The sequence below is a fragment of the Pseudomonas sp. RC4D1 genome, assembly GCF_018390395.1.
Lineage (GTDB): Bacteria > Pseudomonadota > Gammaproteobacteria > Pseudomonadales > Pseudomonadaceae > Aquipseudomonas > Aquipseudomonas danubii.
The window spans coordinates 1,132,928-1,155,289 of sequence record NZ_JAHBAW010000003.1; the positions used below are offsets into that span (position 1 = coordinate 1,132,928).

The 22,362-nt window shown below is 64.7% G+C and carries 21 protein-coding genes; 19 read left to right on the plus strand and 2 right to left on the minus strand.

What is annotated here, in order from left to right; translation table 11 throughout:
* Positions 1-6: 6 nt before the first annotated feature.
* A complete protein-coding gene (locus tag KHO49_RS29885) occupies positions 7-951 on the plus strand; it encodes a carbohydrate kinase family protein (protein WP_213666513.1) in 945 nt (314 codons plus the stop codon).
* 117 nt (positions 952-1,068) lie between these two features.
* Here the strand turns inward: KHO49_RS29885 and KHO49_RS29890 are convergent, their stop codons facing one another.
* Complete coding sequence (locus KHO49_RS29890; protein ID WP_123391138.1) at positions 1,069-2,370, minus strand: OprD family porin; 1,302 nt, start codon at positions 2,368-2,370, stop codon at positions 1,069-1,071.
* Positions 2,371-3,017: 647 nt separating this feature from the next.
* Here KHO49_RS29890 and KHO49_RS29895 point away from each other — a divergent pair.
* The 17 genes from KHO49_RS29895 to KHO49_RS29975 all read left to right on the plus strand — a co-directional run bounded on the left by KHO49_RS29895 (position 3,018) and on the right by KHO49_RS29975 (position 21,386).
* Positions 3,018-4,370: a UDP-glucose dehydrogenase family protein gene (locus KHO49_RS29895; protein ID WP_110653237.1), complete on the plus strand. Its 1,353-nt coding sequence runs from the start codon at positions 3,018-3,020 to the stop codon at positions 4,368-4,370.
* On the plus strand, positions 4,367-5,386 hold the full coding sequence (locus KHO49_RS29900; protein WP_102879285.1) for an NAD-dependent epimerase: 1,020 nt from the start codon (positions 4,367-4,369) through the stop codon (positions 5,384-5,386). Before KHO49_RS29895 ends, KHO49_RS29900 begins: the two co-directional genes overlap by 4 nt.
* 57 nt (positions 5,387-5,443) lie before the next feature.
* The gene (locus KHO49_RS29905; protein WP_102879284.1) at positions 5,444-6,196 is read left to right on the plus strand and encodes a sugar transferase; all 753 of its coding nucleotides are present in this window, start codon (positions 5,444-5,446) and stop codon (positions 6,194-6,196) included.
* Position 6,197: 1 nt separating this feature from the next.
* Positions 6,198-6,842 (plus strand): CpsD/CapB family tyrosine-protein kinase, encoded by a 645-nt coding sequence (locus tag KHO49_RS29910; protein WP_213666402.1) that lies wholly within the window; start codon positions 6,198-6,200, stop codon positions 6,840-6,842.
* A 22-nt stretch (positions 6,843-6,864) separates the two neighbouring features.
* Positions 6,865-7,884 carry a polysaccharide biosynthesis/export family protein gene (locus KHO49_RS29915; protein ID WP_213666403.1) on the plus strand — a complete coding sequence of 340 codons (1,020 nt, stop codon included), beginning with the start codon at positions 6,865-6,867 and terminating at the stop codon, positions 7,882-7,884.
* Between the two features lie 11 nt (positions 7,885-7,895).
* Complete coding sequence (locus tag KHO49_RS29920; protein ID WP_110597023.1) at positions 7,896-9,488, plus strand: GumC family protein; 1,593 nt, start codon at positions 7,896-7,898, stop codon at positions 9,486-9,488.
* Positions 9,473-10,600 (plus strand): glycosyltransferase family 4 protein, encoded by a 1,128-nt coding sequence (locus KHO49_RS29925; protein ID WP_213666404.1) that lies wholly within the window; start codon positions 9,473-9,475, stop codon positions 10,598-10,600. Before KHO49_RS29920 ends, KHO49_RS29925 begins: the two co-directional genes overlap by 16 nt.
* Complete coding sequence (locus KHO49_RS29930) at positions 10,597-11,958, plus strand: O-antigen ligase family protein (protein WP_213666405.1); 1,362 nt, start codon at positions 10,597-10,599, stop codon at positions 11,956-11,958. Before KHO49_RS29925 ends, KHO49_RS29930 begins: the two co-directional genes overlap by 4 nt.
* Positions 11,959-11,985: 27 nt before the next feature.
* A complete protein-coding gene (locus tag KHO49_RS29935) occupies positions 11,986-12,951 on the plus strand; it encodes a glycosyltransferase family 2 protein (protein WP_170002834.1) in 966 nt (321 codons plus the stop codon).
* Complete coding sequence (locus tag KHO49_RS29940; RefSeq protein WP_102879277.1) at positions 12,944-14,080, plus strand: glycosyltransferase; 1,137 nt, start codon at positions 12,944-12,946, stop codon at positions 14,078-14,080. Before KHO49_RS29935 ends, KHO49_RS29940 begins: the two co-directional genes overlap by 8 nt.
* Position 14,081: 1 nt before the next feature.
* Positions 14,082-15,080: a polysaccharide deacetylase family protein gene (locus tag KHO49_RS29945; RefSeq protein WP_213666406.1), complete on the plus strand. Its 999-nt coding sequence runs from the start codon at positions 14,082-14,084 to the stop codon at positions 15,078-15,080.
* Complete coding sequence (locus KHO49_RS29950; RefSeq protein ID WP_123390743.1) at positions 15,077-16,384, plus strand: lipopolysaccharide biosynthesis protein; 1,308 nt, start codon at positions 15,077-15,079, stop codon at positions 16,382-16,384. Before KHO49_RS29945 ends, KHO49_RS29950 begins: the two co-directional genes overlap by 4 nt.
* The gene (locus KHO49_RS29955) at positions 16,384-18,309 is read left to right on the plus strand and encodes a hypothetical protein (RefSeq protein WP_213666407.1); all 1,926 of its coding nucleotides are present in this window, start codon (positions 16,384-16,386) and stop codon (positions 18,307-18,309) included. The genes KHO49_RS29950 and KHO49_RS29955 overlap by 1 nt, the downstream gene beginning before the upstream one ends.
* The gene (locus tag KHO49_RS29960) at positions 18,306-19,010 is read left to right on the plus strand and encodes an N-acetyltransferase (protein WP_102863534.1); all 705 of its coding nucleotides are present in this window, start codon (positions 18,306-18,308) and stop codon (positions 19,008-19,010) included. Before KHO49_RS29955 ends, KHO49_RS29960 begins: the two co-directional genes overlap by 4 nt.
* Entirely contained in the window at positions 19,007-20,131 is a 1,125-nt protein-coding gene (locus tag KHO49_RS29965; RefSeq protein ID WP_213666408.1) for a GNAT family N-acetyltransferase, read from the plus strand. The genes KHO49_RS29960 and KHO49_RS29965 overlap by 4 nt, the downstream gene beginning before the upstream one ends.
* A complete protein-coding gene (locus tag KHO49_RS29970; protein WP_213666409.1) occupies positions 20,128-20,907 on the plus strand; it encodes a ChbG/HpnK family deacetylase in 780 nt (259 codons plus the stop codon). Before KHO49_RS29965 ends, KHO49_RS29970 begins: the two co-directional genes overlap by 4 nt.
* A 215-nt stretch (positions 20,908-21,122) precedes the next feature.
* Complete coding sequence (locus KHO49_RS29975; RefSeq protein WP_102879271.1) at positions 21,123-21,386, plus strand: DUF2790 domain-containing protein; 264 nt, start codon at positions 21,123-21,125, stop codon at positions 21,384-21,386.
* Positions 21,387-21,443: 57 nt separating this feature from the next.
* Here KHO49_RS29975 and KHO49_RS29980 read toward each other — a convergent pair whose 3' ends face one another.
* A complete protein-coding gene (locus tag KHO49_RS29980) occupies positions 21,444-21,710 on the minus strand; it encodes a DUF1652 domain-containing protein (RefSeq protein ID WP_102863530.1) in 267 nt (88 codons plus the stop codon).
* Between the two features lie 339 nt (positions 21,711-22,049).
* On the opposite strand from KHO49_RS29980, the gene KHO49_RS29985 reads away from it, so the two are divergent.
* Positions 22,050-22,355 (plus strand): NIPSNAP family protein, encoded by a 306-nt coding sequence (locus KHO49_RS29985; RefSeq protein WP_102863529.1) that lies wholly within the window; start codon positions 22,050-22,052, stop codon positions 22,353-22,355.
* Positions 22,356-22,362 lie beyond the last annotated feature (7 nt).

A 22,362-nucleotide genomic window follows, 5' to 3' on the forward strand; every position in this document is an offset into this window, starting at 1 on the left:
ATGACTATGTATCTGGTGTGTGGCGAAGCGCTGTTCGATTGTTTCAGCGTCGATGACGCAAGTACCCAAGCCAATAAAGTGCAGTTCCAGGCCATTGCCGGGGGCTCGCCCTTCAACGTGGCGCTGGGCCTGCGTCGCCTGGGCATTGACGTGGCCCTGCTGGCCGGGCTGTCGCGGGATTACCTGGGCCAACGCCTGCGACGGGTACTGCAGGACGAAGGGGTCAACACCCGGTACCTGCAGGAGTTCGACGCCCCCACCACCCTGGCCATGGTGGCGGTCGGCGCCGACGGCTCGCCCCACTACAGCTTCCGTGGCGAAGGCTGTGCCGATCGCCAGCTTCTGCAGGAGCACCTGCCGGAGCTGGAGCCGAGCGTGCGCGGCTTGCACATCGGCTCGTTTTCCCTGGTGGTGCAGCCGATTGCCGACACCCTGCTGGCCCTGGTGCTTCGTGAGCGGGGGCGACGCCTGATCAGTCTCGATCCCAATGTGCGACTCAACCCGCAGCCGGATATCCAGCTGTGGCGTCAGCGTATCGGTGAACTGGTGCAGCATGCCGACCTGATCAAGGTCAGCGACGAGGACCTGGCCCAGTTGTATCCCGGGCAGGCGCCCGAGGAACTGATCCACGGCTGGCTGCAAGAGCATGCGCAGTTGGTGTTCCTGACCCGTGGCAGCCAGGGCGCCACAGTATTCAGTGCACGACATGGCAGCTGGTCGGTGGCCTCGCCCCAGGTGCAGGTGGCCGACACCGTGGGCGCCGGTGACACCTTCCAGGCGGCGTTGATCGCCTGGCTCACCGAACAGGGCCTGGACTCGCCTCAGGGCCTGGGGCAACTGACCCCTGCCCAGATCGACAGCCTGCTGCGATTTGCCGTCCAGGCCGCGGCGCTGACCTGCACCCGCACCGGCCCGGACCTGCCCTACCGCCATCAACTGCAACCGCTATAGAAGCCGGCTTGCCGGCGAAGAGGCCCGTCAGCCTTGCGCCGATTCGGGCGACGCCTTCGCCGGCAAGCCAGCTCCTACAACATTCAGCGCCACCGTGGTGCTTTTCCTGGGCCTTGGTCAGAGCAACGAGAAGTTGTAGCTGACGATCAGGCGGGTCTCGTCCATGTCACGGGCGATCTTCTGGTAGTTGCTGCGGTAAGTGGCGTTACGCAGGCGCAGGCTCACGTCCTTGAAGGTGCCGCTCTGCACCACGTATTTGAGCTCGCTGTCGCGCTCCCACTCGCGACCTTCACGCAGGCTGCCCGGCACCTTGATGTGGTCACCGCTGACGTAACGGGTCAGAAAGCTCAAGCCATTGAGGCCGAGTGCCTTGAAGTCGTAGTCGTAGCGCAGTTGCCAGGAACGTTCCTGGATCGCGGCGAAGTCGTTGACCTGGACGTAGTTCACCAGGTACGGGTTGCTGCCATCCAGGTAGGGCATCGAGTTGTCGCCATACATGCGCTGCCAGCCGGCACTGAACACATGGCCGCCCAGGCTGTAGCCCAAGAGGGTGCTCAAGGCACGGTTATCGATGCTGCCGGCGCGCTCGGCGCCACTGTCGGCGCTCTTGAGCAGGCGCAAGTCGCCCTTCAATACCCCGGGCCCCAGCGGTTGGTTGGCCAACAGGCCGACAAAATGCTGGCGGTAGATGTCTTCCAGCTCGGCGTAGTGGTACTGGCCGGTCAGGCGCTCATTGAACTGGTAGTCCACGCCGTAGGTGTCGAAGTGGTCCGCGGTGGTGTTGCAGGCATAGCGCTTGTTCTTGCAGTGCACGCGAATGTCCTGGGCATCGGTGGAGTCCCGGGCGGTGTAGCGGTTCAAGCGCGCAGCCGTCAGGGTCAGGCCCTTGACCTCCTTGGACGTGAGCACGGCACCGTTGAACATCGTCGGCAGCAGGCGTCCGTCGTTGTACTTGAGCAATGGCAGGTCCGGCAGTTGCGCACCGTATTTGAACACCGTCCGGGACATTCGCACCTTGGCGGTCAAGCCCAGCTTGGCGTACTGATCCGCAGAACCCCGTGGGTCGTGTCCGCTGGAAGGCAAGAGACCACTGTTGCTGCGGTCAGGGCTGGAATCCAGCTTGATACCCAACATGCCCAAGGCATCCAGGCCAACACCCACGGTGCCTTCGGTGTAGCCCGATTGCAGGTTGAGGATGAAACCCTGGGCCGACTCTTCACGCTTGGAAGCCCCCTGATCAGTGCGGGTGTGACCGTCGCGAAAGTCCCGATTGAAGTAGACCGTGCGTGACTCCAGCTTGGCGCTGCTGTCCTCGACAAAACCACCGGCCTGGGCCAGCGGGGCAAATCCTGCGCACAGGACGACAGCTCCGAGGCCCAGGAGTGGGCACGGATTGAGTAACGCAAAAGGGGGACGCATGAACGGGCTCCAGCAGAAAATCAGTGACGCGAGGTAAAGAAAGACCCAGGTGAAATCCATCCCACGAATCAAAAGTCGCAGGCTGAATTGATTGAATCAATGAAGGTCGGCAATGATGGCAGATGGCCCGCCCTGCCCCCAACCCGACTTTAGTCTGACTCCCCCAGTCGCCGCGACTGCACTCACTGCCCAAGCCGTCGAACAGCCATAACCAGCAGAAAAGCTGTCAATTTTGGCAAATTTCAGCACGATAAGACCGGTCAAAAAACCTGACTAAATAATCAGAAAACTACCTGACCAAGACAGCGCAATAGTCAATAGTGGCGAAAAAGCATCATATTTTTTACGTTTTTACCTACCGTTCGTCGGTTTTATTATTCTTTCTGAACAACTGATCAAGTATTTGACGCTTTCCATTATGACCATCATCAATCAATCTAACTTATTGTTTTAAAAGGATTTGTCATCAATAAAAGATTCACCGAAAACGCCAGCGTCATTTATGCATCACCGCAAAACGTCAATTAACCGTCTCAACCTTATGATAGTGTCAAAAAAAGAGCGTGATAGCGGCCATGTGCCACACGCCTTTTTCAGAAGGTGAGGCATGCCCTCACCCAACACTCATCATGGACGAGGTCGTTCCCTTGGAAGTCAGCGTTTTTGGTACTGGCTATGTTGGCCTGGTGCAAGCAGTTGCCCTCGCCGATGTCGGGCATAACGTGGTCTGTGTCGATATCGACAGCCATAAGATTGCCCAGCTGCAACGTTCCATTCCTCCGATTCACGAGCCGGGTCTGGCGACCCTGATCGAAGAGAATCAAAAGGCCGGCCGACTGCACTTCACCACCCAGGCCAGCGATGCAGTGGGCCATGGCCAGGTGATTTTCATCGCAGTCGGCACGCCCTCCAACGAAGACGGCTCGGCGGACCTGGACCATGTCCTGGCAGTGGCCCGCAACATTGCCAGTCTGATGCACAGCGACAAGACCCTGGTGATCAAATCCACCGTACCGGTGGGTACTGCTGACCTGGTGATCGAGACGGTCGCCGAACAACTGGCGGACCTGGGCAAGTCCCAACTGCGGGTGCACGTGGCCTCCAATCCGGAGTTTCTCAAGGAGGGCTCGGCGGTGGCCGACTGCATGCGTCCGGACCGGATCGTCGTCGGCTGTTCCCACGAACGGCCCCGCCAGCAGTTGAGCGAGCTGTACGCACCGTTCAACCACAACCATGACCGCCTGATGTTCATGGATAACCGCAGCGCCGAACTGGTCAAGTACGCCGCCAACGCGATGCTCGCCACTCGCATCAGCTTCATGAACGAGATGGCCAACCTGGCGGAGCGCCTGGGGGTGGACATCAATGCTGTGCGCAAAGGCATCGGCGCCGACCCGCGTATCGGCTACCACTTCATTTACCCCGGCGCCGGTTTCGGCGGCTCGTGCTTCCCCAAAGACCTGCGGGCGCTGATCCACACCGCGGAAAGCCACGGGCTGGAGCCGCACATGCTCAAGACCGTGCGTGACGTCAATGAACAGCAGCGCCATGTGCTGTTTCGCAAGCTCAAGGCGCACTTGGGGGACAACCTCAAGGGCAAGGTCATTGCGTTGTGGGGGCTGGCCTTCAAGCCCAACACCGATGACATGCGCGAAGCCACCAGCCGCTACCTGATGGAAGCGCTGTGGCAGGCCGGGGCCAAGGTCCATGCCTACGACCCGGAAGCCATGACCGAATGCCGACGGCTGTACGGCTACCGCGACGACCTGCAGCTGTGCGCAACCCGTGACGACACCCTGCAAGGCGCAGACGCCCTGGTGATCTGCACCGAGTGGAAAGCCTTTCGCGTGGTGGACTTCAAGCTGCTGCACGACACCCTCAACGATCGCCTGATCGTCGACGGCCGCAACCTGTACAACCCGCAACAGGCAGCGGACGCCGGCCTGCATTACCTGAGCATCGGCCTGCCCTACCGCGTACCGGAGGCGCTGCGCGCATGAATATCCTGATCACCGGGGCCGCCGGTTTCATCGGCGCCCATACCGCACTGCGCTTGCTCAAGGATGGGCATCAGGTCACCGGACTGGATAATTTCAACGACTACTACGACCCCCAGCTCAAGCGCGACCGGGTGCGCTGGGTCGAACAGCAAGTGGGACACTTCCCCCTGCAACGCCTGGACCTGGCGGACAGCGAGGGCCTGGAGCGGCTGTTCGCCGAAGTCCGGCCCCAGGTGGTGATCAACCTCGCCGCCCAGGCCGGGGTGCGCTACTCCCTGGAAAACCCCAAGGCCTACCTGGACAGCAACCTCTCAGGCTTCCTCAACCTGCTGGAAATGTGCCGGCGCTACCCGGTGGAGCACCTGATCTACGCCTCATCGAGCTCGGTGTACGGGGCCAACCAGCAAACGCCGTACAAGGTCAGCGACAACGTCGACCACCCGCTGTCGCTGTACGCGGCGAGCAAGAAAGCCAACGAACTGATGGCCCACAGTTACAGCCACCTGTTCGGGGTGCCGGCCACCGGCCTGCGCTTCTTCACCGTCTACGGTCCCTGGGGCCGGCCGGACATGTCGCCGATCCTGTTCGCCGACGCCATCAGCCAGGGCCGGCCGTTGAAGCTGTTCAACTACGGCCTGCACCAGCGCGACTTCACCTATGTCGACGACATCGTCGAGTCCCTGGTACGCCTGCTGGGCAAGCCGCCGGTGCGCGACCCGCTGTGGGACCGCGAACAACCGGACCCGTCCACCAGCATGGCGCCCTGGCGGCTGTTCAATATCGGCGGCCAGCGCCCGGTGGAACTCAAGGAGTACGTGGCAACCCTGGAAAAGCTCCTCGGACGCCAGGCCCAGGTGGAGTACCTGCCCCTGCAGCCCGGTGACGTGCTCAACACCTGCGCCGACGTCAGTGCCCTGGAAAACCTCACCGGCTTCGGCCCCCAGGTGACCCTGGAAGAGGGCCTGAAGCACTTCGTCCAGTGGTACCTGAGCTACTACCCGGGCGGCGCGTCCTGAGCCCACGCCCCTGGGCGTTTTTACCCAACCTTTGCTATGGAAGTATTCCCGGTGGATATGGAAAGACCCTTCTCATTGCCTGCAACCGAGGTGCCGGCGCCTGCTCGCATCGACCGGCGCAACGATCCGTTCCGGCGCAAAGTCCAGGCCGCCATCGAGCTGCAACAGCATGGCTGGATCAGCGGCCGCGACGGCGGCCGGCCCTGGACCCTGTCACGCAGCAAGCGCCTGACCTCGGCGCTGCTGGCGGCGACGCTGCTGGTGCTGCTGTCGCCGGTGCTGTTGACGGTCGCGCTGTTGATCAAGCTCAGCAGCCCCGGGCCGGTGTTCTTCGTCCAGTTGCGCACCGGTTTTCGTGGCCGGCGCTTCGGCATGTACAAATTCCGCACCATGGTGGTCAACGCCGAAGCCTTGAAGGACTCGGTGCGCCACCTGAACAAGCACGGCCCGGATTCGGTGGACTTCAAGATCGACCGCGACCCGCGGATCACCGGCATCGGCGGTTTCCTGCGGCGCACCAGCCTCGACGAATTGCCGAACCTGATCAACGTGGTACTCGGCCAGATGCGCATCGTCGGCCCGCGTCCGACCTCGTTCCACGCCCAGACCTACAAGGAACACCACCTCGGGCGCCTGAGCATCTACCCCGGGATCACCGGCCTGTGGCAAGTGTCCGGACGCAGCGACGTGGACTTCGACGGTCGGGTCACCCTCGACATGACCTACATCTTCCAGCAGAGCCCCTGGCTCGACCTGAAGATCCTGATCAAAACCCCTTTCAAGGTCCTCAATGGCCATGGAGCAAGTTGAAATGGCGGCAGCAACCCTAGCCAGTCTGAAGATCCAGCGTCCCAGCGAAAGCAACCTGGCGGTGACCGTGCTCGACCGCGAGCTGCGGGTGATCCTGCTGACGGCGGCCAACCGCAACAGCGGCATCACCAGCAGCAGCCTGAGCATGGCCAGCGAACTGGCGCGCACCAGCCGCGGCCGGGTCCTGCTGGTGGACACCAGCCTTTCGGACAACAGCCTGACCCGGCGCCTGGACCTGGGCGAACGCCCGGGCTTTCTCGACCTGGCCCTGGCCGATACCCCGCCGCTCATGGCGCAGTGCATCGAAAGCAGCGATGAACTGGGCTTCGATTTCCTGCCCCTGGGCCGCCGCCAGCAATACGCCGAGCGCCTGACCCCGGAACTGCTGCAGGAACTGTTGCAGGCCCTGGCCGCGGACTATCGCTTCGTGATCATCGATGGCGACCCGGTGTACAGCAGCGGCGACATCCTCACCCTGAGCACTCAGGTGGACGGCGTGGTGCTGGTGGTACGCAGCGAGGAAACCCGCTGGGAAGTGGCCCAGGCCGCGGCGCAGCGCTTGATCCAGGCCGAGGCGAAGCTGATCGGCAGCGTGTTCAACGCCCGCAAGTACTACATGCCCAAGTGGGTTTATGACCGTCTCTGACCGGCACAAGGACCGTGTAACCATGAACAAGCCAAGACTCTCCCTGCTGGGCCTGTCGTTGCTGGCCGCCCTCGGCGGCTGCGTCAACCGCGAGCCGCAGCAGATGCCGGTGCAGATCCTCAGCGCCCCGGCCGACCAGGCCCAGCTCACCGAGGTCATGCCCATCGAACAGGTGCTGCGCCCGCAGGACGTGCTCGATGTGATCTTCCATATCGGCACCACCAGCCAGCAGCGCTACTTGGTGCAGCCCGGCGATCAGGTGGACGTGAGCTTCCTCACCGCGCCGGAACTGGGGGGCAGCAAGCTGGTACTGCCCGACGGCAGCATCGACATGCCCTACGTGGGCAATCTCCAGGTCGCCGGGCTGTCCGCCGAACAGGCGCGCCAGGCCCTGGAAGCCCAGTACGCCAAGGTCCTGAAGAAGCCGCAGATCACCTTCTCGATCTCCCACGCCATGGCCCAGCTGGACAACCTGCGCACCAGCCTGACCAACCCGGCCACCGGTCTGAGCAGGGAGATCGTGGTGGGTTCCGATGGCCGCGCCAGCTTTCCGCTGCTGGGCAGTCTGTCCTTGCAGGGCAAGAGCCTCAGCGAGCTGCAGACCCTGATCAACCAGCGCTACGCCAAGGAAGTGGGCCAGGTCAGCGTCGATGTGCTGCTCAAGACCACCGCCGCCAACGAAGTGTTCGTGATGGGCGAAGTCGGCCAGCCCGGGGCCTACCCGATCCGCCGGCCAATCTCGGTGCTTGAAGCCCTGACCCTGGCCAAGGGCGCCGGACCCACCGCGCGCCTGGACTCGGTGGTGATCATGCGGCGCAAGGGCAATCAGGTCGAAGCCCGGGTCTATGACGCCGATGCGGCGCTGGACGGCAAGGCCCTGCAGTTCGCCTACCTGCAACCGGACGACATGCTCTACGTGCCCAAGACCCGCCTGGCCAAGGCCGGGGCCCTGAGCAAGCAGCTGGCGGACGTGATCATGTTCCAGGGTGTCGGGTTCAGCTTCGGCTACCGCGTCGACAACAAAGAAACGAACAACAACTGAGTTCCCTCTTGATGACCAAGATCGAAAACTACCTGCACGAGTTTCTGCTCGTGTTCTTTGTCAATCGACGCCTGATCAAGCGGGTGTTCCTCGGTTTCGCCCTGATTGCGCTGGTGCTGCCGCTGGTGCTCAAGCAGAGCTTCGAGATCACCGCCGAAGTCATTGTGCAGTCCAAGAAACTGTCGCAGACCGACGCCAACACCGTGCTCACCCCGGACAGCGACAAGTTCATCCCGCCGTCCCTGGCGGACATGGAGACCGAGAGCAATATCCTGCGCTCGCCGACCCTGATTCGCGACACCATCGACCAGCTGCGCCGCGAAGGCCAGTTCGGCGGCAGCGAAGGCCTGTTGACCCGGCTGATATTCAAGCCGATCCGCAACGGCCTGATCGATCCGCTGCGCAACCATGTGATCAACCCGGTACGCGGTTTCTTCGGCCTGGCCGTGGACCCGGTGCGTGACACCAGCCTGGATGCCTTCACCGATCAGGCGGTCAAGGACCTGAAGATCGGCACCCTGCCCGGCTCCAATGTGATCTCCATCGTCTACGCCAGCCCCAATGCCGCCGAAGGCACGCGCTTCGTCGAGCGCCTGCTGGCCAACTACCTGAAGAACCGCCAGGACCTGCAATCCAACGAACTGCCCGAAGCCTTCTACGAGCAGAAGAAGGCCCAGTACCAGTCGCGCCTGGATGACCTGGAAGGCAAGCGCCAGGCCCTGCTGGAAGCGGCCCATGCCTCCGACCCCAAGGAAGAGATCACCTTCCGCCTCAATGCCATCAACACCGAGGAACAGTCCCTCAACGGCTACCGCGACCAGGCCCTGGAGAACCAGCGCCGCCTGGATTACCTGCAGAAGAACCTGAGCGCCGCACGCAAGGCCGGCATCACCGACTACACCTTCCCCTTCGCCTTCGCCAACACCGTGGACAACGTTGCCTACGAAGACCGCGAGATCAAGCAACTGGGCGAACAACTGACCAATCTGGTCAGCCAGTACGGCACCACCGCCGACACCTACCGCGCCGACAGCGTGCCGATGCAGCAGCAGCGCGAGCAGATCGTGCGGGCCCGGGCGCAGTTCCTCAAAGTGGTGGAAAACCGTGTTCGCGAGCGCAGCAGCGACCTGCAGATCACCCAATCGGTGATCGCGCAGAAAACCGCGCGCATCAACGACTACAAGGCCCGGGTCCGCGACCTGCAGGAAGTGCTGAGCAAGCTGCGCCAACTGGACACTGAAATCGACGCCTTGCACAAAGCCTTCTTCACCTACACCCAGCGCTACGAAGAGAGCCGCGGCGAGCGCCTGATCAGTGGCGAGCTGTCCAACGCCCGGGTGCTCAGCCAGCCTTACGAACCCAGCGAAGCGGCCTTTCCCAAGCCGATGCTGATCATTCCCCTGGGCCTGCTCACCGGCCTGCTGCTGGCGATTGCCCTGGGTTATGTCTACGAGTTCTTCGATCACCGCTTCAAGCACCCGGCCCAGGTCAGTGATCACCTTGGCCTGCCGGTGCTGATGGTGCTCAACGCGGTTGAAGAGCAACAGGTCAATCCCTATCCACGCTGGACCTGGCGCTGGGCCTGGTATTGGGCCAAACAGTGAACGACCTGAGCCTGGCCGCACAGCCTATCGTGCACCTGATCCACAGCGGCGGCTTCTATGGCGCCGAACGCATGCTGCTGGATCATTGCCGGATCACTCCGGGACAGCATCGGGTGGTGTTCATCAATGCCCCGCAGAGCTTGCTGCAGCGGTTCAGCGAGGCCGGAGTGCCCAGCCATAACTGCCACTGCTTGAAGGCGCTGCTGGCCCATCTGCGGCAGCAGCCCGGCCTGCTCAACGCCCACAACTTCAAGGCCCAGGTGTTCGCCTGGGTCTGTGCCCGGCGCCTGCAACTGCCCCTGGTGCTGACCCAGCACGGCTTCACGCCGCGCAGCCTGAAACAGAAGCTCTACACCTGGATCAGCCTGCGCCTGTGCCGCAGCCCTCAGGTGCGCCGGGTGGCCTGTGTGGCCCAAAGCATTGCCCAGTTGCACCGCCAGGCCGGCGTGGCCGAGGGCAAGCTGCGGGTCATTCCCAACGGCCTGCCCGAGCCCAAGCGGGTGCTGCCGGTGAACCAGGATGGGCCGCCGCTGCGGGAGGCCGAAATACGCCGCGACGAGATGGAGCCGATGGTGGGCTTCGTCGGACGCCTGAGCGCGGAAAAGGGCCCGGACCTGTTTCTCGACGCACTGATCAACCTGTGCCGGCAGCGCCCCACGCTCAAGGCGGTGCTGCTCGGTGACGGCGAACAGAACCAGGCCTTGCGCCAGCGCATCGACGCTGCCGGGCTGTCGCTGCGCATTCTGTTGCCCGGTTACCAGCAGGACATGCAGCCCTGGCTCAAGCGCTTGAATGTGCTGGTGCTCAGTTCGCGCACCGAAGGCACGCCGATGATCCTGTTGGAAGCCATGCAGGCCGGCACCCCGGTGGTGGCCTTTGCCGTGGGCGGCATTCCCGATGTCCTGCAACACCGGCAGAACGGCTTGCTGGCCAAGCCCCTGGACAGCGTTGACCTGGAGCGGCGCATCGGCCAGTTGCTGGATCAACCGGCCCTGGCCGAGGAACTGGCCCAGGCCGCCCGCGTCACCCAGCGCAAGCACTATCACCTGCCCACCCTGGCCCGCAGTTGGGATGAGCTGTATCGCCTGGCCAGGGAGAGCACCCCGGTATGATCGCCGCCCCGTTTCTCGGCCTCCTCTTGGGCCTGGCCAGCCTGCTGCTGCTCGCCAGCCCCTGGCCGTTTCTGGCGCCGCTGGTGGTGGTCGGGCTGGTGGGCCTGGCCCTGCTCTATCGCCGCCCGGGCTGGGGCCTGCTGGGCATCTGCGCCCTGGTGCCCTTCGAGGGCCTGTTCAAGGACAGCGCGTTCTCCGGGGCCAAGCTGCTGGGGGCCTCGCTGATCCTGATCATGCTGTTCAAGCTGCTGTTGCGGCACATCCCCGATACCCGCCTGCGCAGCAACCTGTGGCGGGCCCTGGGGCCGTTCCTGCTGTGCCTGCTGCTGAGCCTGATGTACAGCGAGAACCTGCTGGTGTCCCTGGACAGCCTGCGAGAACTGGCCGTGGGCCTGGTGCTGTTCTTCGTCACCTTGCTGATCGCCCGGGAAACCAACCTGCTGATGCTCTGCCGCCTGCTGGCGGTCAGTGTGGCCATCACCTGTGTGATCGCGCTGATCTCCGCCAAGTATCAGGTCGGCGGTCGGGCCATCGGCCTGCTGCAGGACGCCAACTACTTTGCCCTGCTGATCGCCATGGCGGTGCCGCCGGCGATCCTCCTCGCCCTGCGCTCGCCCCACTGGCCGGGGCGGCTGTTCTGGGCCGGCATCAGCCTGACCCTGATGGCCGGGATGACCAAGACCGACTCGCGCTCCGGCCTGTTGGTGGTGCTGTTCACCATCGCCATTGGCCTGTGGCACTACCGCGACCGGCTCAAGGGCCTGCGGCCCAAGCACCTGGGATTCGCCATGTTCGCCGTGGCAATCGTCGTGCCCCTGGGCATCGCCGTGCTGCCAGCCGAATACGTGGCGCGAATTCAGTCCCTGAGCATGCTCAAGTCCGGCGCGCATTCGGCGGACACCTCCCTGGGCCGACGGACTTCCTACCTGGTGGTGGGCGGCCAGATGATCCGCGAGAACCCGCTGCTGGGCTCGGGCCTGGGCACCTTCCCGATTCATTACGCGCGGACCGGCTTCGCCAGCAGCTTCTCGGAAAACATGAACGAGCCCGACCTGTTCCGCCGGGCCCACAACACCTACCTGGAACTGTTCAGCGAACTGGGCATTCCCGGCGGCCTGAGCTTCGTGGTGCTGATGCTCATGGGCCTGCGCAACTTCGAGCGGGCGCGCCAGGGCTTCCTCGCCCGGGGCCAGCGTGAACAGGCGGACATCGCCACCCACCTGGGCCTGAGCCTGTTGGCCATGGCGCTGTTCCTGCTGTTTCTCAGCGCGCCGAACCACAAGTACCTGTGGATCTTCCTGGCCCTGTCCAGCGTGCTGCGGCTCGAAGCCGAAGAAGATCCGGCGCCCACCTCATAAATGCAAACCTGGCCAAGGGAGGCAAAGATGCAAAGGATCAGCGTGATCGTGCCCATGTACAACGAGGCACGTCACATCACCCGGACCCTGGACAGCGTGATCCTCGCCGCCCGGGTCGCGGCCATCGACTACGAGTTGATCGTGGTGGACAACGGCTCCACCGACCAGGGGCCGCAACGGGCCCGTGAGCTGGGGGCGCGAGTGCTGCTGTGCCCGGGCCTGGGCATCGGCGCCTTGCGCAATCGCGGCGCCGCCGTGGCCACTGGCGATTGCCTGGCGTTTCTCGACGCCGACATCGAGGTGCCCGGCAACTGGCTGCAACTCTGGCAGCAGGCCCTGGCGGACAACCGCGCCGAGGTCTTTGCCCTGGACTGCGCCGCCCCGGACTGCGCGCCCTGGTTCGCCCGGGCCTGGCAGCGCCGCAGCCTGGCGGGCAGTCAGCCGGCGCGCCTGCTGCATTGGATGCCAACCCCCAACCTGTGCCTGAAACGGGTCTGGTTCGAGCGGGTCGGCGGCTTCGACGAACACTTGCGCACCGGCGAAGACAAGGACTTCGGTCTGCGACTGCACGCTGCCGGCGCCCGCCAGTTGAGCCTGTCTGAGCCCCAGGTGCTGCATTGGGGTTTTGAAGGCAGCTGGGGCGAATGGGCCGGCAAGGAGCGCTGGCGCCAGGGCAGCCACCTGCAGCTGCTCAAGGGGGGCGGCCTCAACCTGCGTCTGTTGCGCTTTCCCCTGCTGTGCCTGGCCTGTGCCTTGCTGAGCCTGCTGGCGCTGTTCGGCCTGCTGCTGGGCCAGCCGGGCGGCGCCGCGCTATGCCTGCTGCTGGGTTCCCTGGCGCCCCTGGTCCTGGCCCTGCGTCAGGGGCTGCGCCAGCGCGATCTGCTGTTTGTCCTGCAACTCTGGCTGCTGCATTGGGTGCGCCTGCACCTGGGCGCCGTGGCCCTGGTGCAGGGTCTGTTCAACCGTTCTGTCGTGAGACCTGACCGTGGCTAAAACTATTTTCTGGCTGTGCCTGTTACTGCCCTTCTATGCCTGGATCGGTTATCCCCTGCTGCTGGCCCTGCTCAGCCTGTTCGTGCGGCCGCGCCCGCTGCAGACGGGTGAGCCGCTGTCGGTCAGCGTGATCATCGCCGCCCACAACGAAGGCCCGCACATCGAGCACAAGCTGCGCACCTTGCTGCAGCAGGACTACCCGGCCACGGACCTGCAGATCATCCTCGCCAGCGACGGTTCCAGCGACGATACCGTGGCCACCGCCCTGGCGGTGCGCGACTCGCGGGTGCTGGTTCTGGACCTGCCCCGGGTGGGCAAGGCCGGGGCCCTGAACGCCGCGGTGGAACTGGCGCGCAACGACATCCTGGTGTTCACCGACGCCGACAACCAATGGTCCGGCGACACCCTGGGCAAGCTCCTGGCGCCCCTGGCCGACCCACAGGTTGGCGCCTGCGGCGGGCACATGATCATCCCCGACCCGGGGCACAACCTGAGCCTGGGCGACAGCCTGTACCGGCACTACGAAGCCTGGTTGCGCCAGGCCGAGAACCGCACCGGCTGCATGGTGTCCGCCGACGGCGCGCTGCTGGCCCTGCGCCGCGAGCTGTTCCAGCACATTCCCGCCGAAGTCAACGATGACTTCTTCATCAGCACCTGCGCCCCGGTGGCCGGCAAGCGCATCGTCTATGTGGAGGAGGCCCAGGTCCTGGACCAGGGCGTGGACGAAGCCGGCAAGCAATATCGCCGGCGCCTGCGGGTCACGGTCGGCGGCCTGCAGAGCCTGGCTCAGCGCCGCGAGCTGATGAATCCCTTGCGCCACGGTGCCTACGCCATTGCCCTGATCAGCCACAAGCTGATCCGCCGCCTGGCCCCGGTGCTGTTGCTGCCATTGCTGTTGAGCAATCTGTGGCTGTGGAACGCCGGCGCCTTCTACAGCCTGGGCCTGGCGGCCCAACTGCTGGGTTACGCGGCCGGTGTGATGGGGCTGCTGGACAGTCGCGGGCGCCTGCCCAAGGTATTTCGTCTCGCCGGCTTCGTGCTGGTGACCCTGGCCGGCATGAGCATGGGCCTCTGGCAGTTTCTCCGCGGGCGGCGCTACGCCCTGTGGAACCCACAACAGAATCGCTGACATGGCCATCAAACAATCCTTCAAGCGCCTGCTCGGCAGCGCCTATCTGCACAGCTTCGGCCGTATCCGCCTGAGCGACGCCGGCGCGGTGCTGATGCTGCACCGGGTAGTGGCCGATTCCACGGACGCCAGCCTGCCCCATCGGGCGCCGCTGTGTGTCGGCCAGGGGCATTTCGAACACTTGCTGCGCTGGCTGCGTCGGCACTTCGACTGTGTGCCCTTGCAGCACCTGCTGGAGTTGCCCGCGGGCGACCGGCCCCGGGTGGCCCTGACCTTCGACGATGGCTGGCGGGACAATGCCGAGGTCGCCTATCCCCTGCTGGAGCGCTACGAGGTGCCGGCGAGCATCTTCCTGTCCACGGACTTCATCGGCAAGCGCCAGGGTTTCTGGTGGGAGTCCATTGGTGAAACCCTGTGGCAACAGGCCGACAGCGCCGCCGCTCAACCGCTGTTGACACAGTTGCGGGCCCTGGCGCTGGCACCACCACCGGAGCTATTGCAACCCGGCGCCAGCCGCGCTCGCAGCGGCATCCTCGGGGGCTACCTGCAACAGCTCAAAGGCCTGCCGCCCCAGACCCTGCAAGCCCTGGCCGACAGTTGCCCCGACGACAGCGCGCCCCACAGCCTGGACTGGGCCCAGGTCCAGCGCCTGGAACGCTCGGCACTGGTGCGCTTTGGTCCCCATGGTGCCAGCCACGGCATTCTCACCCGGCTCGACGGCGCCGCGATGCGGGCCGATCTGCAGCGCTCCCACCATGCCTTGCAGGAGCACTGTCAGACGCCGCTGGGGATCTATTGCTACCCCAATGGCGATCACAATCCCGAGGTGCGCGCAGCGGTGGCCGAACTGGGTTATCGCTATGCCCTGGGCACCCGCCCGGGGCTGATCGAGGCCGATGGCAATCCGCTGCTGGCCCTGCCCCGCATCGATGTCAGCCACGCCAGCGCTGGACGCCCCGGGCTGCTGGCCTGGCGCCTGCTCCAGGGAGCCCGAGCATGAAGCGCGGCAGCTACCTCTGGCACCTGGCCCTGAGCATGGGCACCCGACTGGCGATGATCGGCCTGCGGCTGCTGCGCAACGTGTTGCTGGCGCGCCTGCTGGGCCCGGCGGATCGCGGCCTGTTCGCCCTGCTCAGCACCCTGCCGGACCTGATCGCGGCCCTGACCAGCGGCGGCCTCAATACCGCCGTCGGCTATGAAGCCGCCCGCCAACGCCCCATGGGACTGTTGCTGACTCAGGTGCTGGTCTACGGCTGCCTGCTGGCCAGCCTGCTGACGCTGGCCGGGCTGGCCCTGATGAACACCTGGGGCAGTCACTGGGAACTGAGCCTGCAACTGGGCGACCTGGCCTGGCTGTTGTTGCTGGCGGTGCCGATCACCGTGCTCAAGAGCGGTCTGTTGACCCTGCACAACGCGGACGGTCGGGTCGAAGCCTTCAATGCCCTGCGCCTGCTGGAATCCCTGGTGCCACTGCTGCTGTTCGTCGGGCTGTGGTGGATCTGGCGCGACCAGCCGCTGTCGGCGGCCCTGGTCAGCTGGCTGGGCGGCACCGTGCTGGTGGTGGTGGTCGGCTGGTGCTGGCTGCGCCGCTGGCATGACCTGCGCTTGCGCTGGCAGGCCGGTGAACAGGGCAAGCTGCTGCGCTACAGCGCCCAGAGCCACCCGGGGGTGTTGTCGCAACAGTTGATGCTGCGCTCGGACTACCTGTTCATCGGCGCCCTGCTGGACCCCGTCGCTCTGGGCTGGTACGCCATGGCCAGCGCCGCCGCCGAACTGCTGCTGATCATTCCCGAGGCGGTGACCACGCCGCTGATGAAACGCCTGCTGCAACAAGGTTCCGGTATCGAAGAACTGACGGCCCTGGCCCTGCGCCTGACGGCCACGGTAATGCTTGGCGCCTGCCTGGGCATGGCGCTGATCGGCCAGTGGCTGATCGTCACCCTGTTCGGCGCCGCCTACGCCCCAGCCTACGACGCGCTGCTGGCCCTGCTGCCGGGGCTGTTCGGCCTGTGCTACGCCAGCATCCTGCGCCTGGACCTGCTGGGCAAACAGCGCCCCGGCAGCCTGTCGCTGCTGCTGGCCGGGGGCGCGCTGCTGAACCTGTTCCTCAACGCGGTATTGATTGCGCCACTGGGCATCGTCGGCGCCGGCCTGGCCTCGTCGATGGCCTACCTGGCGGTGAGCCTGGTGATGCTCGGCCTGTACTGCCACCTCAGCGGCGTGGCCTGGTACCGCACCCTGATCCTGCTACCTGGAGACATTGTCTACGTGCGCCATCTACTGCGCCCTAAGGAAACGGCCTGATGAAACCCTGTTCCCTGCTCGCCCTGATGCTGATCGCGGCGGCCTCATCCCTGCACGCGGAGCCCATGCAATGGGGGGATATCCGCGACGGCAGCCTGTACCTGCAAGCCGACAGCGCCGACACCCTGCAACTGCGCTGGAGCCCGGCCTGGCAAAGCGACGCCAACCAGGAACAGCTGTACCTGCTGCAACCGGACGGCCAGTTGCTGCAACAGCTGGACATCCGCGCCGACCAACCTTACGGCCAGCGGGAGATCCAGCTGCCCGCCGCCCGCGGCGACTATCGCCTGCAAGTGCCTGGCTACAGCTTTCGCAACTTCAAGGTCGGCCATGACCGTTCGACCCTGGCCCAGTTCGAGCCGGCCAAGGTGCATTTCAGTGCCGATGTGCCCAGCGGCGTCGAGCTGTACTTTCGCGTGGCCGCCGGAGAGCAGGCGCATCTGGCGGGCAAATACTACGGCGGGGTCAGCGTGCTTCAGGCCACGCGCCTGAGCGACGGCCAGCAGGTACGCCTGCCGTTGGTGGAGCACCCGCACTATGGGCAGTTCGACCAGAGCGCCTTGCCGGTGGCCCAGCAGGACGAAGTCTGGCGCCTGTCCCTGGGCGGCTCCGGCAAGGTGGCGTTCTGGCTCGACGGCACTGCCAACCTGTTCGCCCAGGACCTGCGTCAGCTGCACCCGCTGCAATGGACGCCGGCGCGGGTCGAGCTGCGCCTCAAACCCCAGGTGCGCGGTCCCAGCCCGCACCTGGGGGTCGCCCTGCCCTATGCCGAGCCGCCGTCGTCGACCTTCGAACTGCTGCGCGCCCTGGGCCCGCAGGCTGCCAACTTCTACAGCTTCGTCGATGTGATCCAGCAAGAACCCCAGCGGGAAATCACCTTTCGCCGGCTGTACCGCGAAGACTTCAAGATCGAGCGCGACATCACCTTGCTGGCCGGCACCGGCCGCCGGGCCGTGCTGGACGCCGACAGCGCCACCCTGGCCGGGCTCGACGCCTGGCTGGCGGACAGCGTGCGCCTGGGCAACCAGGGCCTGCATTACCTGGCCTTTGCCGACGAACCCAACCTCAACTTCACCAGCTACGCGGCGTTTGCCGCCTATTTTGCGCAAATGCTGGAACACACCAAAGCCAACTCCGACGCCCGCGCCGCCGGAGTGCGCATTGCCATGCCGGTGAGTTCACGACTGCTGGACGGTCCCTTTCGCATTGGCGCCGGGCAACGCCGGGGCATCGACTGGGCCCGGCAATTGCTGGCCGAACACGGTGCCGACATCGATGCCCTGGCCTGGCACGAATGGATGGTCCGCGACCTGCTGGCCACCCGTCGCTATCGCACCAGCGTGCGCGCCGCCGCCGATCTGGTGGGCCTCGATGCGCAGGGCCGGCCACGCAAGGCGCTGTTGCTGAGCCAGACCAACATCTCCAGTGGCCCGGACCTGAGCCCCTATCAGCAGGACACCCACTACGCCGCCCTGTGGTGGGCCTCGGTGGTGATCAACGCCTCCCAGGACGGTCTGCTGGACATGCTCAACTGGTTCCAGGCCGCCGACGAACCCGAATACCCCAAGGGCATGCTGTCCCAGCAGGATGCCCAGCGCTTCAGCCTGAAGCCGGTGGCCGTGGCCCAGCAGTTCATCCGGCAGCATTGGCTGGGCCAGGTCCAGGCCCTGGACAACCCCTCCTTTGAGGTGGATGCCCTGGCCCTGCGCGACGGTCAGCGCCACAGCCTGCTGGGGGTGGCCAAGACGCCGCGCACGCAAAACGTCGAACTGGGCGACGCCCGCATCTGCCAAGCGAACCCCACCCTCGAACTGCTGGGCGCCGATGGCCGCAGCCGTCACACCGAGCTGCATTGCAGCGATGGCCGGGCCAGCTTCCAAGTGCCCGGTGAAACCCTGTTTGCCTTGACCTGGAAAACCCTATGAGTCGCTTGACCGGCCTGTTGGCCAAAATCCGCCGCAAGGGCCTGCGGGGCAGCCTGCGGGTCTTTTCTGAACGCTTCTTCTATTACCACTGGGAGCTGCTGACCCTGGAGCGCTCCCTGGCCTTGCCGGTGCCCTGCCCCATCAACCCCAGCCGCTGGCCCCAGGTGCCCATTACCCGGGAGTTGCTGCCGGCCTTCGACAAGTACTTCAAGGCCCAGCTGCCGGCCATTCGCGGCCTGCTGGACAAGGGCAACCGGGGCAGCGCGCACCTGGACCCGGACGGCAACGTGATGATGATGGTCTGGGTCAGCGAGCGCGATTACTACGACGATCAGCTGTACCGCTGCTGGATGCGCATGCCGCCGGGCTGCCTGTACCAGTTTGCCGGTGAATGCGCGCCGCCGTTTCGCGGCTCGGGGGTGGTGATCCTGGCGCAGAAGATGCTCTGGGACGAGTACCGCGAGCGGGGCTTCAAAGCCACCCGGGCCCTGGTCAATGTGCGCAACGAGCCGGCGCTGAAGATGCACATGCGCCTGGGTTTCCAGGAAGTCGGCGAATCCCTGCACGTCTACTGCCTGCTGCGCTGCCTGCATTTCCACCGGCGTCGCCCTTATCACCAGACGCGCCTGCATCACTTGCGCCGGGGTCGCCTGGCCGAGTCACCGGCCCCAGCCACTGAAATAGACAAGGAGCGGACGTGAACCTGCGTTGGCAATGGTGCACCAGCCTGAGTGCCCAGGATTTCCCGGTAAAGGCCTATGAACAGCTACGGCAAACCGTCGAGCAGGCCACGCCGTTCAATCGTTTGAGCTGGTTGCGAGGCGCCGAACAGGCACTGCAGGATCAGCAGCTGCAGATTCTGCTGGGCTGGCAGGACCAGCGCCTGCTGCTGTGCCTGCCGCTGATCCGCGGCCGCGAATCCAGGGCCGGGCTGACCCTGCAGGTGGTCCGCCACCTGGGCCATCCCTTGAGCGACCGCCTGGCGCTGCTGGTGGCCGCTCAAGCACAAGACGCCATGCCCGCGGCCCTGCGGGAAATCCGCCGGCAACTGCCCCATGACCTGCTGCAATTCCATGAACTGGTGGATGCCGCCCCCCTGCTGACGCCCTGGCGCCGGGCAAGCGGGTACAGCGAACAGTCCCTGAGCTGCCGCGCGCCAGAACACCTGATCGTCCCCAGCGACCAGGAGGAAGCCAGCGGCACCCTGCGTTACGAGCTGCGCCGGGCCAAAAAGCGCTGTGCGGAGATTGACGCCCGGGTGATCCGCGTGACGCCCCAGGCCGACGGTATCGATGCGGTACTGGACATGCTCCGCGAGGTGGAACAGGCCAGCTGGAAAGGCGCCGACGGCCTGGGGATCTTCTCTGGAGCACAACGCCAACAGTGGATGCACACGGCGTTGCATGGCCTGGCGGCCGAGGGTTGCGTGCGGGTGGTGATGCTGGAACACCAGGGCCGCTGCATCAGCTATCGCCTGGGCCTGCTGGAGCGCGGTCGCCTGTATGACTACAACATCGCCTTCCTCGCCGACTACGCCAACCTGGGCAGTGGCCGCCTGCTGCTGGACGAATGGATTCGCTGGGGCCTGGAGGAAGGCTGGCGGTGGGTGGACGCTTCCCGGGTCAGCCTCAGCCGCTCCAGCCATCAGTTGCATGAACGCATGAGCGGCCTGGTGGAGCACCAGCGCTGGAGCTTCTACTCCTGGCGTCCCCGCGGCCTGCTGGCCGGTGTTGCCGAGCGCCTCTGGCAACAGCTCAAACCTCATCTCAAGGCCTGGCGCGAGCGCCGCCAGACCCACTCCGCACAAGGGGCTCGCCCATGAAACACACCCCGGCCGTCACCCGAGCGCAGCGGGTCATCGTCAACGCCGACGACTTCGGCCTCGACCTGGACTACAACCAACTGACCCTGCGTGCCTTCCAGCGCGGGGTGATCAGTTCCGCCACCCTGATGGCCAACATGCCGGCCTTCGAGGATGCCTGTCGCTTGAGCCACGAGCACGCCTTGCTGGGACGCATAGGCCTGCATTTCAACCTCACCTACGGCGCGCCCCTGAGCCAGGGCATCCGCAGCCAGGCACTGTTCTGCAATGCCCAGGGGCAGTTCGACCTGAACCTGCCGCGCTCCGTCCTGCGCCTGCCGCCGGCAACCGCCGAGGCCGTGTGGCAGGAACTGGCGACGCAATGGCAGCGCTGTGTCGACCAGGGGCTGCGGCCCAGTCACATCGACTCCCACCAGCACGTGCACAATCTGTGGCCGGTGGCGGCCATCGTTGCCCGCTTCGCCGCCCGCCAAGGGGTGCCGGTGCGCCTGGCGCGCAATGTCGGCGGCAATATCGGCCCCCTCAAGCGCCTGTTCAAAAGTGCGTTGAACTGGCGTATTGGCTGGCTCGCGGGACGCTGGGTGAACACGGTGTGTACGCCGAAGGATCTGCTGGACGGCTTCATCCCCGCGGGGGTGGTCGAAGTGGTGGCCCACCCGACGCAGTTGGCCGACGGCGATTTTGGCGACGATTACCTGCCCCCGGAACAATCCCTGGAGCAACTGTTGAACCGCGCCTTGCCCAGTCATCAGCGGATTGCCTACAGCGAACTGTGAAACCGGACCGGGCGTGACCCGGGAGCAGTCGGTCGCTGGATCGTATATGGGACGGGAACTAAATATTTCAAAATCTATCAATGATCTCTTAATGATAGATTAATCCTAAATCAACACTCTGTTCCGGAGCGCACTGGCCCGCAACGCTTTTAGGGCTTCGTGCAGCGGGTTCAGTCCCCAGACTGAACCGTCATTGCCTGTAATGGAGAACCAATATGAACACACACAAGCGCTTTGCCCTGGCCGCCCTGGCCCTGTGCGGATTCAGCGGCCTGGCCCAGGCCTCGGATGTCAATGTCGAGGTGGTGCCCTATGAGTACGGCATGCGCCTGGACGTCGCCAAGGTCATCTCCATGACCGAGCCGCCGACCAGCCGCTGTGAGGTCGTGACCGCCAATATGCGCTACATCAACAAGGCTGGAGAACTGGCGGAAATCTCCTACCAGAAGCACGCCCACGCCTGCATGTACGAAAACTGATGCGCCGTGCCCTAGCCAGAGCGGCCGGCGCTGGTGAGCGTTGTCAGGGGACCGCGCTCAATGGGCCCTGCGCTTGAGGCCAGACAGCCCGCCCGGGGCATTGGCCAGGTCGTAGCGCAGTTCGGCGATCAGTTCGTTGATTTCCCGGCAGCCATTGAGCTGCGCAGCGTCGATACCGCTGACCACCAGCTCGACCCGGTCGGTTTCATGGTCGCCATAGACCTTGACCGTCATCGACAGGTCCGGGCTCAGGGTGCATTGGCAGCGTTTGGGCAGAAAGCTGCTCTCAATGATGTTGCGCAGTTCCAGGGCAGATAAAAACATGCTGACGCTCTCCTTTTATTCAACACGACCAATGATTGGGCGAATGCCTGCTGGCCGCGACGTCCATGTTCGCTAGCGATTCTGGCTCAGGTCCGTTTTGTCCTGACAGACGAAGCCAGACTACAGAGTAAGCGGCTTTGGCGACCTTGCTAAATTCGATTTCGCTCTCAGTACCAGGGGTTTTGACTTTAACGCCGGGAATGGCAGGCGGTTGCGCTGTTGGTTTGCCGCCCCGCAGAATGCCCGGGTCGTTGTGCCAGCCTTGCTCAACAGCGTGGCCCGCTCGAAGAGTCACACCTGATACAAGGCTGATCCTTGCCCTCGCCCGGAGTTCCCTCCTTGATTACCTGCCATGTCAAATACGTGATCGATCCCTACCAACTGGCCGAATTCGAAGCCTATTCCAAAGCCTGGATCGCTGTGGTCAGGCGTTTGGGCGGCACCCATCATGGCTATTTCCTGCCCTCGGAAGGGGCCAGCAACATTGCCTATTGCCTGTTCAGCTTCCCGTCACTGGCCGATTACGAAGCCTACCGCCAGAGCGCTCTGAGCGATCCGGACAGCGTGGCCCTGGTGGCGTCGGTGATGAAGAAAAAATTCATCCTCAGTTACGAGCGCAGCTTCCTGCGCCCGCTGCTCTCCTAAGAACCAG

What these genes read in the sequence shown, in the direction of transcription:
- KHO49_RS29885 (WP_213666513.1), top strand. Translation starts at nt 7, where the DNA reads ATGTATCTGGTGTGTGGCGAAGCGCTGTTCGATTGTTTCAGCGTCGAT.
- KHO49_RS29890 (WP_123391138.1), bottom strand. Translation starts at nt 2,370, where the DNA reads ATGCGTCCCCCTTTTGCGTTACTCAATCCGTGCCCACTCCTGGGCCTC.
- KHO49_RS29900 (WP_102879285.1), top strand. Translation starts at nt 4,367, where the DNA reads ATGAATATCCTGATCACCGGGGCCGCCGGTTTCATCGGCGCCCATACC.
- KHO49_RS29905 (WP_102879284.1), top strand. Translation starts at nt 5,444, where the DNA reads ATGGAAAGACCCTTCTCATTGCCTGCAACCGAGGTGCCGGCGCCTGCT.
- KHO49_RS29910 (WP_213666402.1), top strand. Translation starts at nt 6,198, where the DNA reads ATGGCGGCAGCAACCCTAGCCAGTCTGAAGATCCAGCGTCCCAGCGAA.
- KHO49_RS29915 (WP_213666403.1), top strand. Translation starts at nt 6,865, where the DNA reads ATGAACAAGCCAAGACTCTCCCTGCTGGGCCTGTCGTTGCTGGCCGCC.
- KHO49_RS29920 (WP_110597023.1), top strand. Translation starts at nt 7,896, where the DNA reads ATGACCAAGATCGAAAACTACCTGCACGAGTTTCTGCTCGTGTTCTTT.
- KHO49_RS29930 (WP_213666405.1), top strand. Translation starts at nt 10,597, where the DNA reads ATGATCGCCGCCCCGTTTCTCGGCCTCCTCTTGGGCCTGGCCAGCCTG.
- KHO49_RS29935 (WP_170002834.1), top strand. Translation starts at nt 11,986, where the DNA reads ATGCAAAGGATCAGCGTGATCGTGCCCATGTACAACGAGGCACGTCAC.
- KHO49_RS29945 (WP_213666406.1), top strand. Translation starts at nt 14,082, where the DNA reads ATGGCCATCAAACAATCCTTCAAGCGCCTGCTCGGCAGCGCCTATCTG.
- KHO49_RS29950 (WP_123390743.1), top strand. Translation starts at nt 15,077, where the DNA reads ATGAAGCGCGGCAGCTACCTCTGGCACCTGGCCCTGAGCATGGGCACC.
- KHO49_RS29955 (WP_213666407.1), top strand. Translation starts at nt 16,384, where the DNA reads ATGAAACCCTGTTCCCTGCTCGCCCTGATGCTGATCGCGGCGGCCTCA.
- KHO49_RS29960 (WP_102863534.1), top strand. Translation starts at nt 18,306, where the DNA reads ATGAGTCGCTTGACCGGCCTGTTGGCCAAAATCCGCCGCAAGGGCCTG.
- KHO49_RS29970 (WP_213666409.1), top strand. Translation starts at nt 20,128, where the DNA reads ATGAAACACACCCCGGCCGTCACCCGAGCGCAGCGGGTCATCGTCAAC.
- KHO49_RS29975 (WP_102879271.1), top strand. Translation starts at nt 21,123, where the DNA reads ATGAACACACACAAGCGCTTTGCCCTGGCCGCCCTGGCCCTGTGCGGA.
- KHO49_RS29980 (WP_102863530.1), bottom strand. Translation starts at nt 21,710, where the DNA reads ATGTTTTTATCTGCCCTGGAACTGCGCAACATCATTGAGAGCAGCTTT.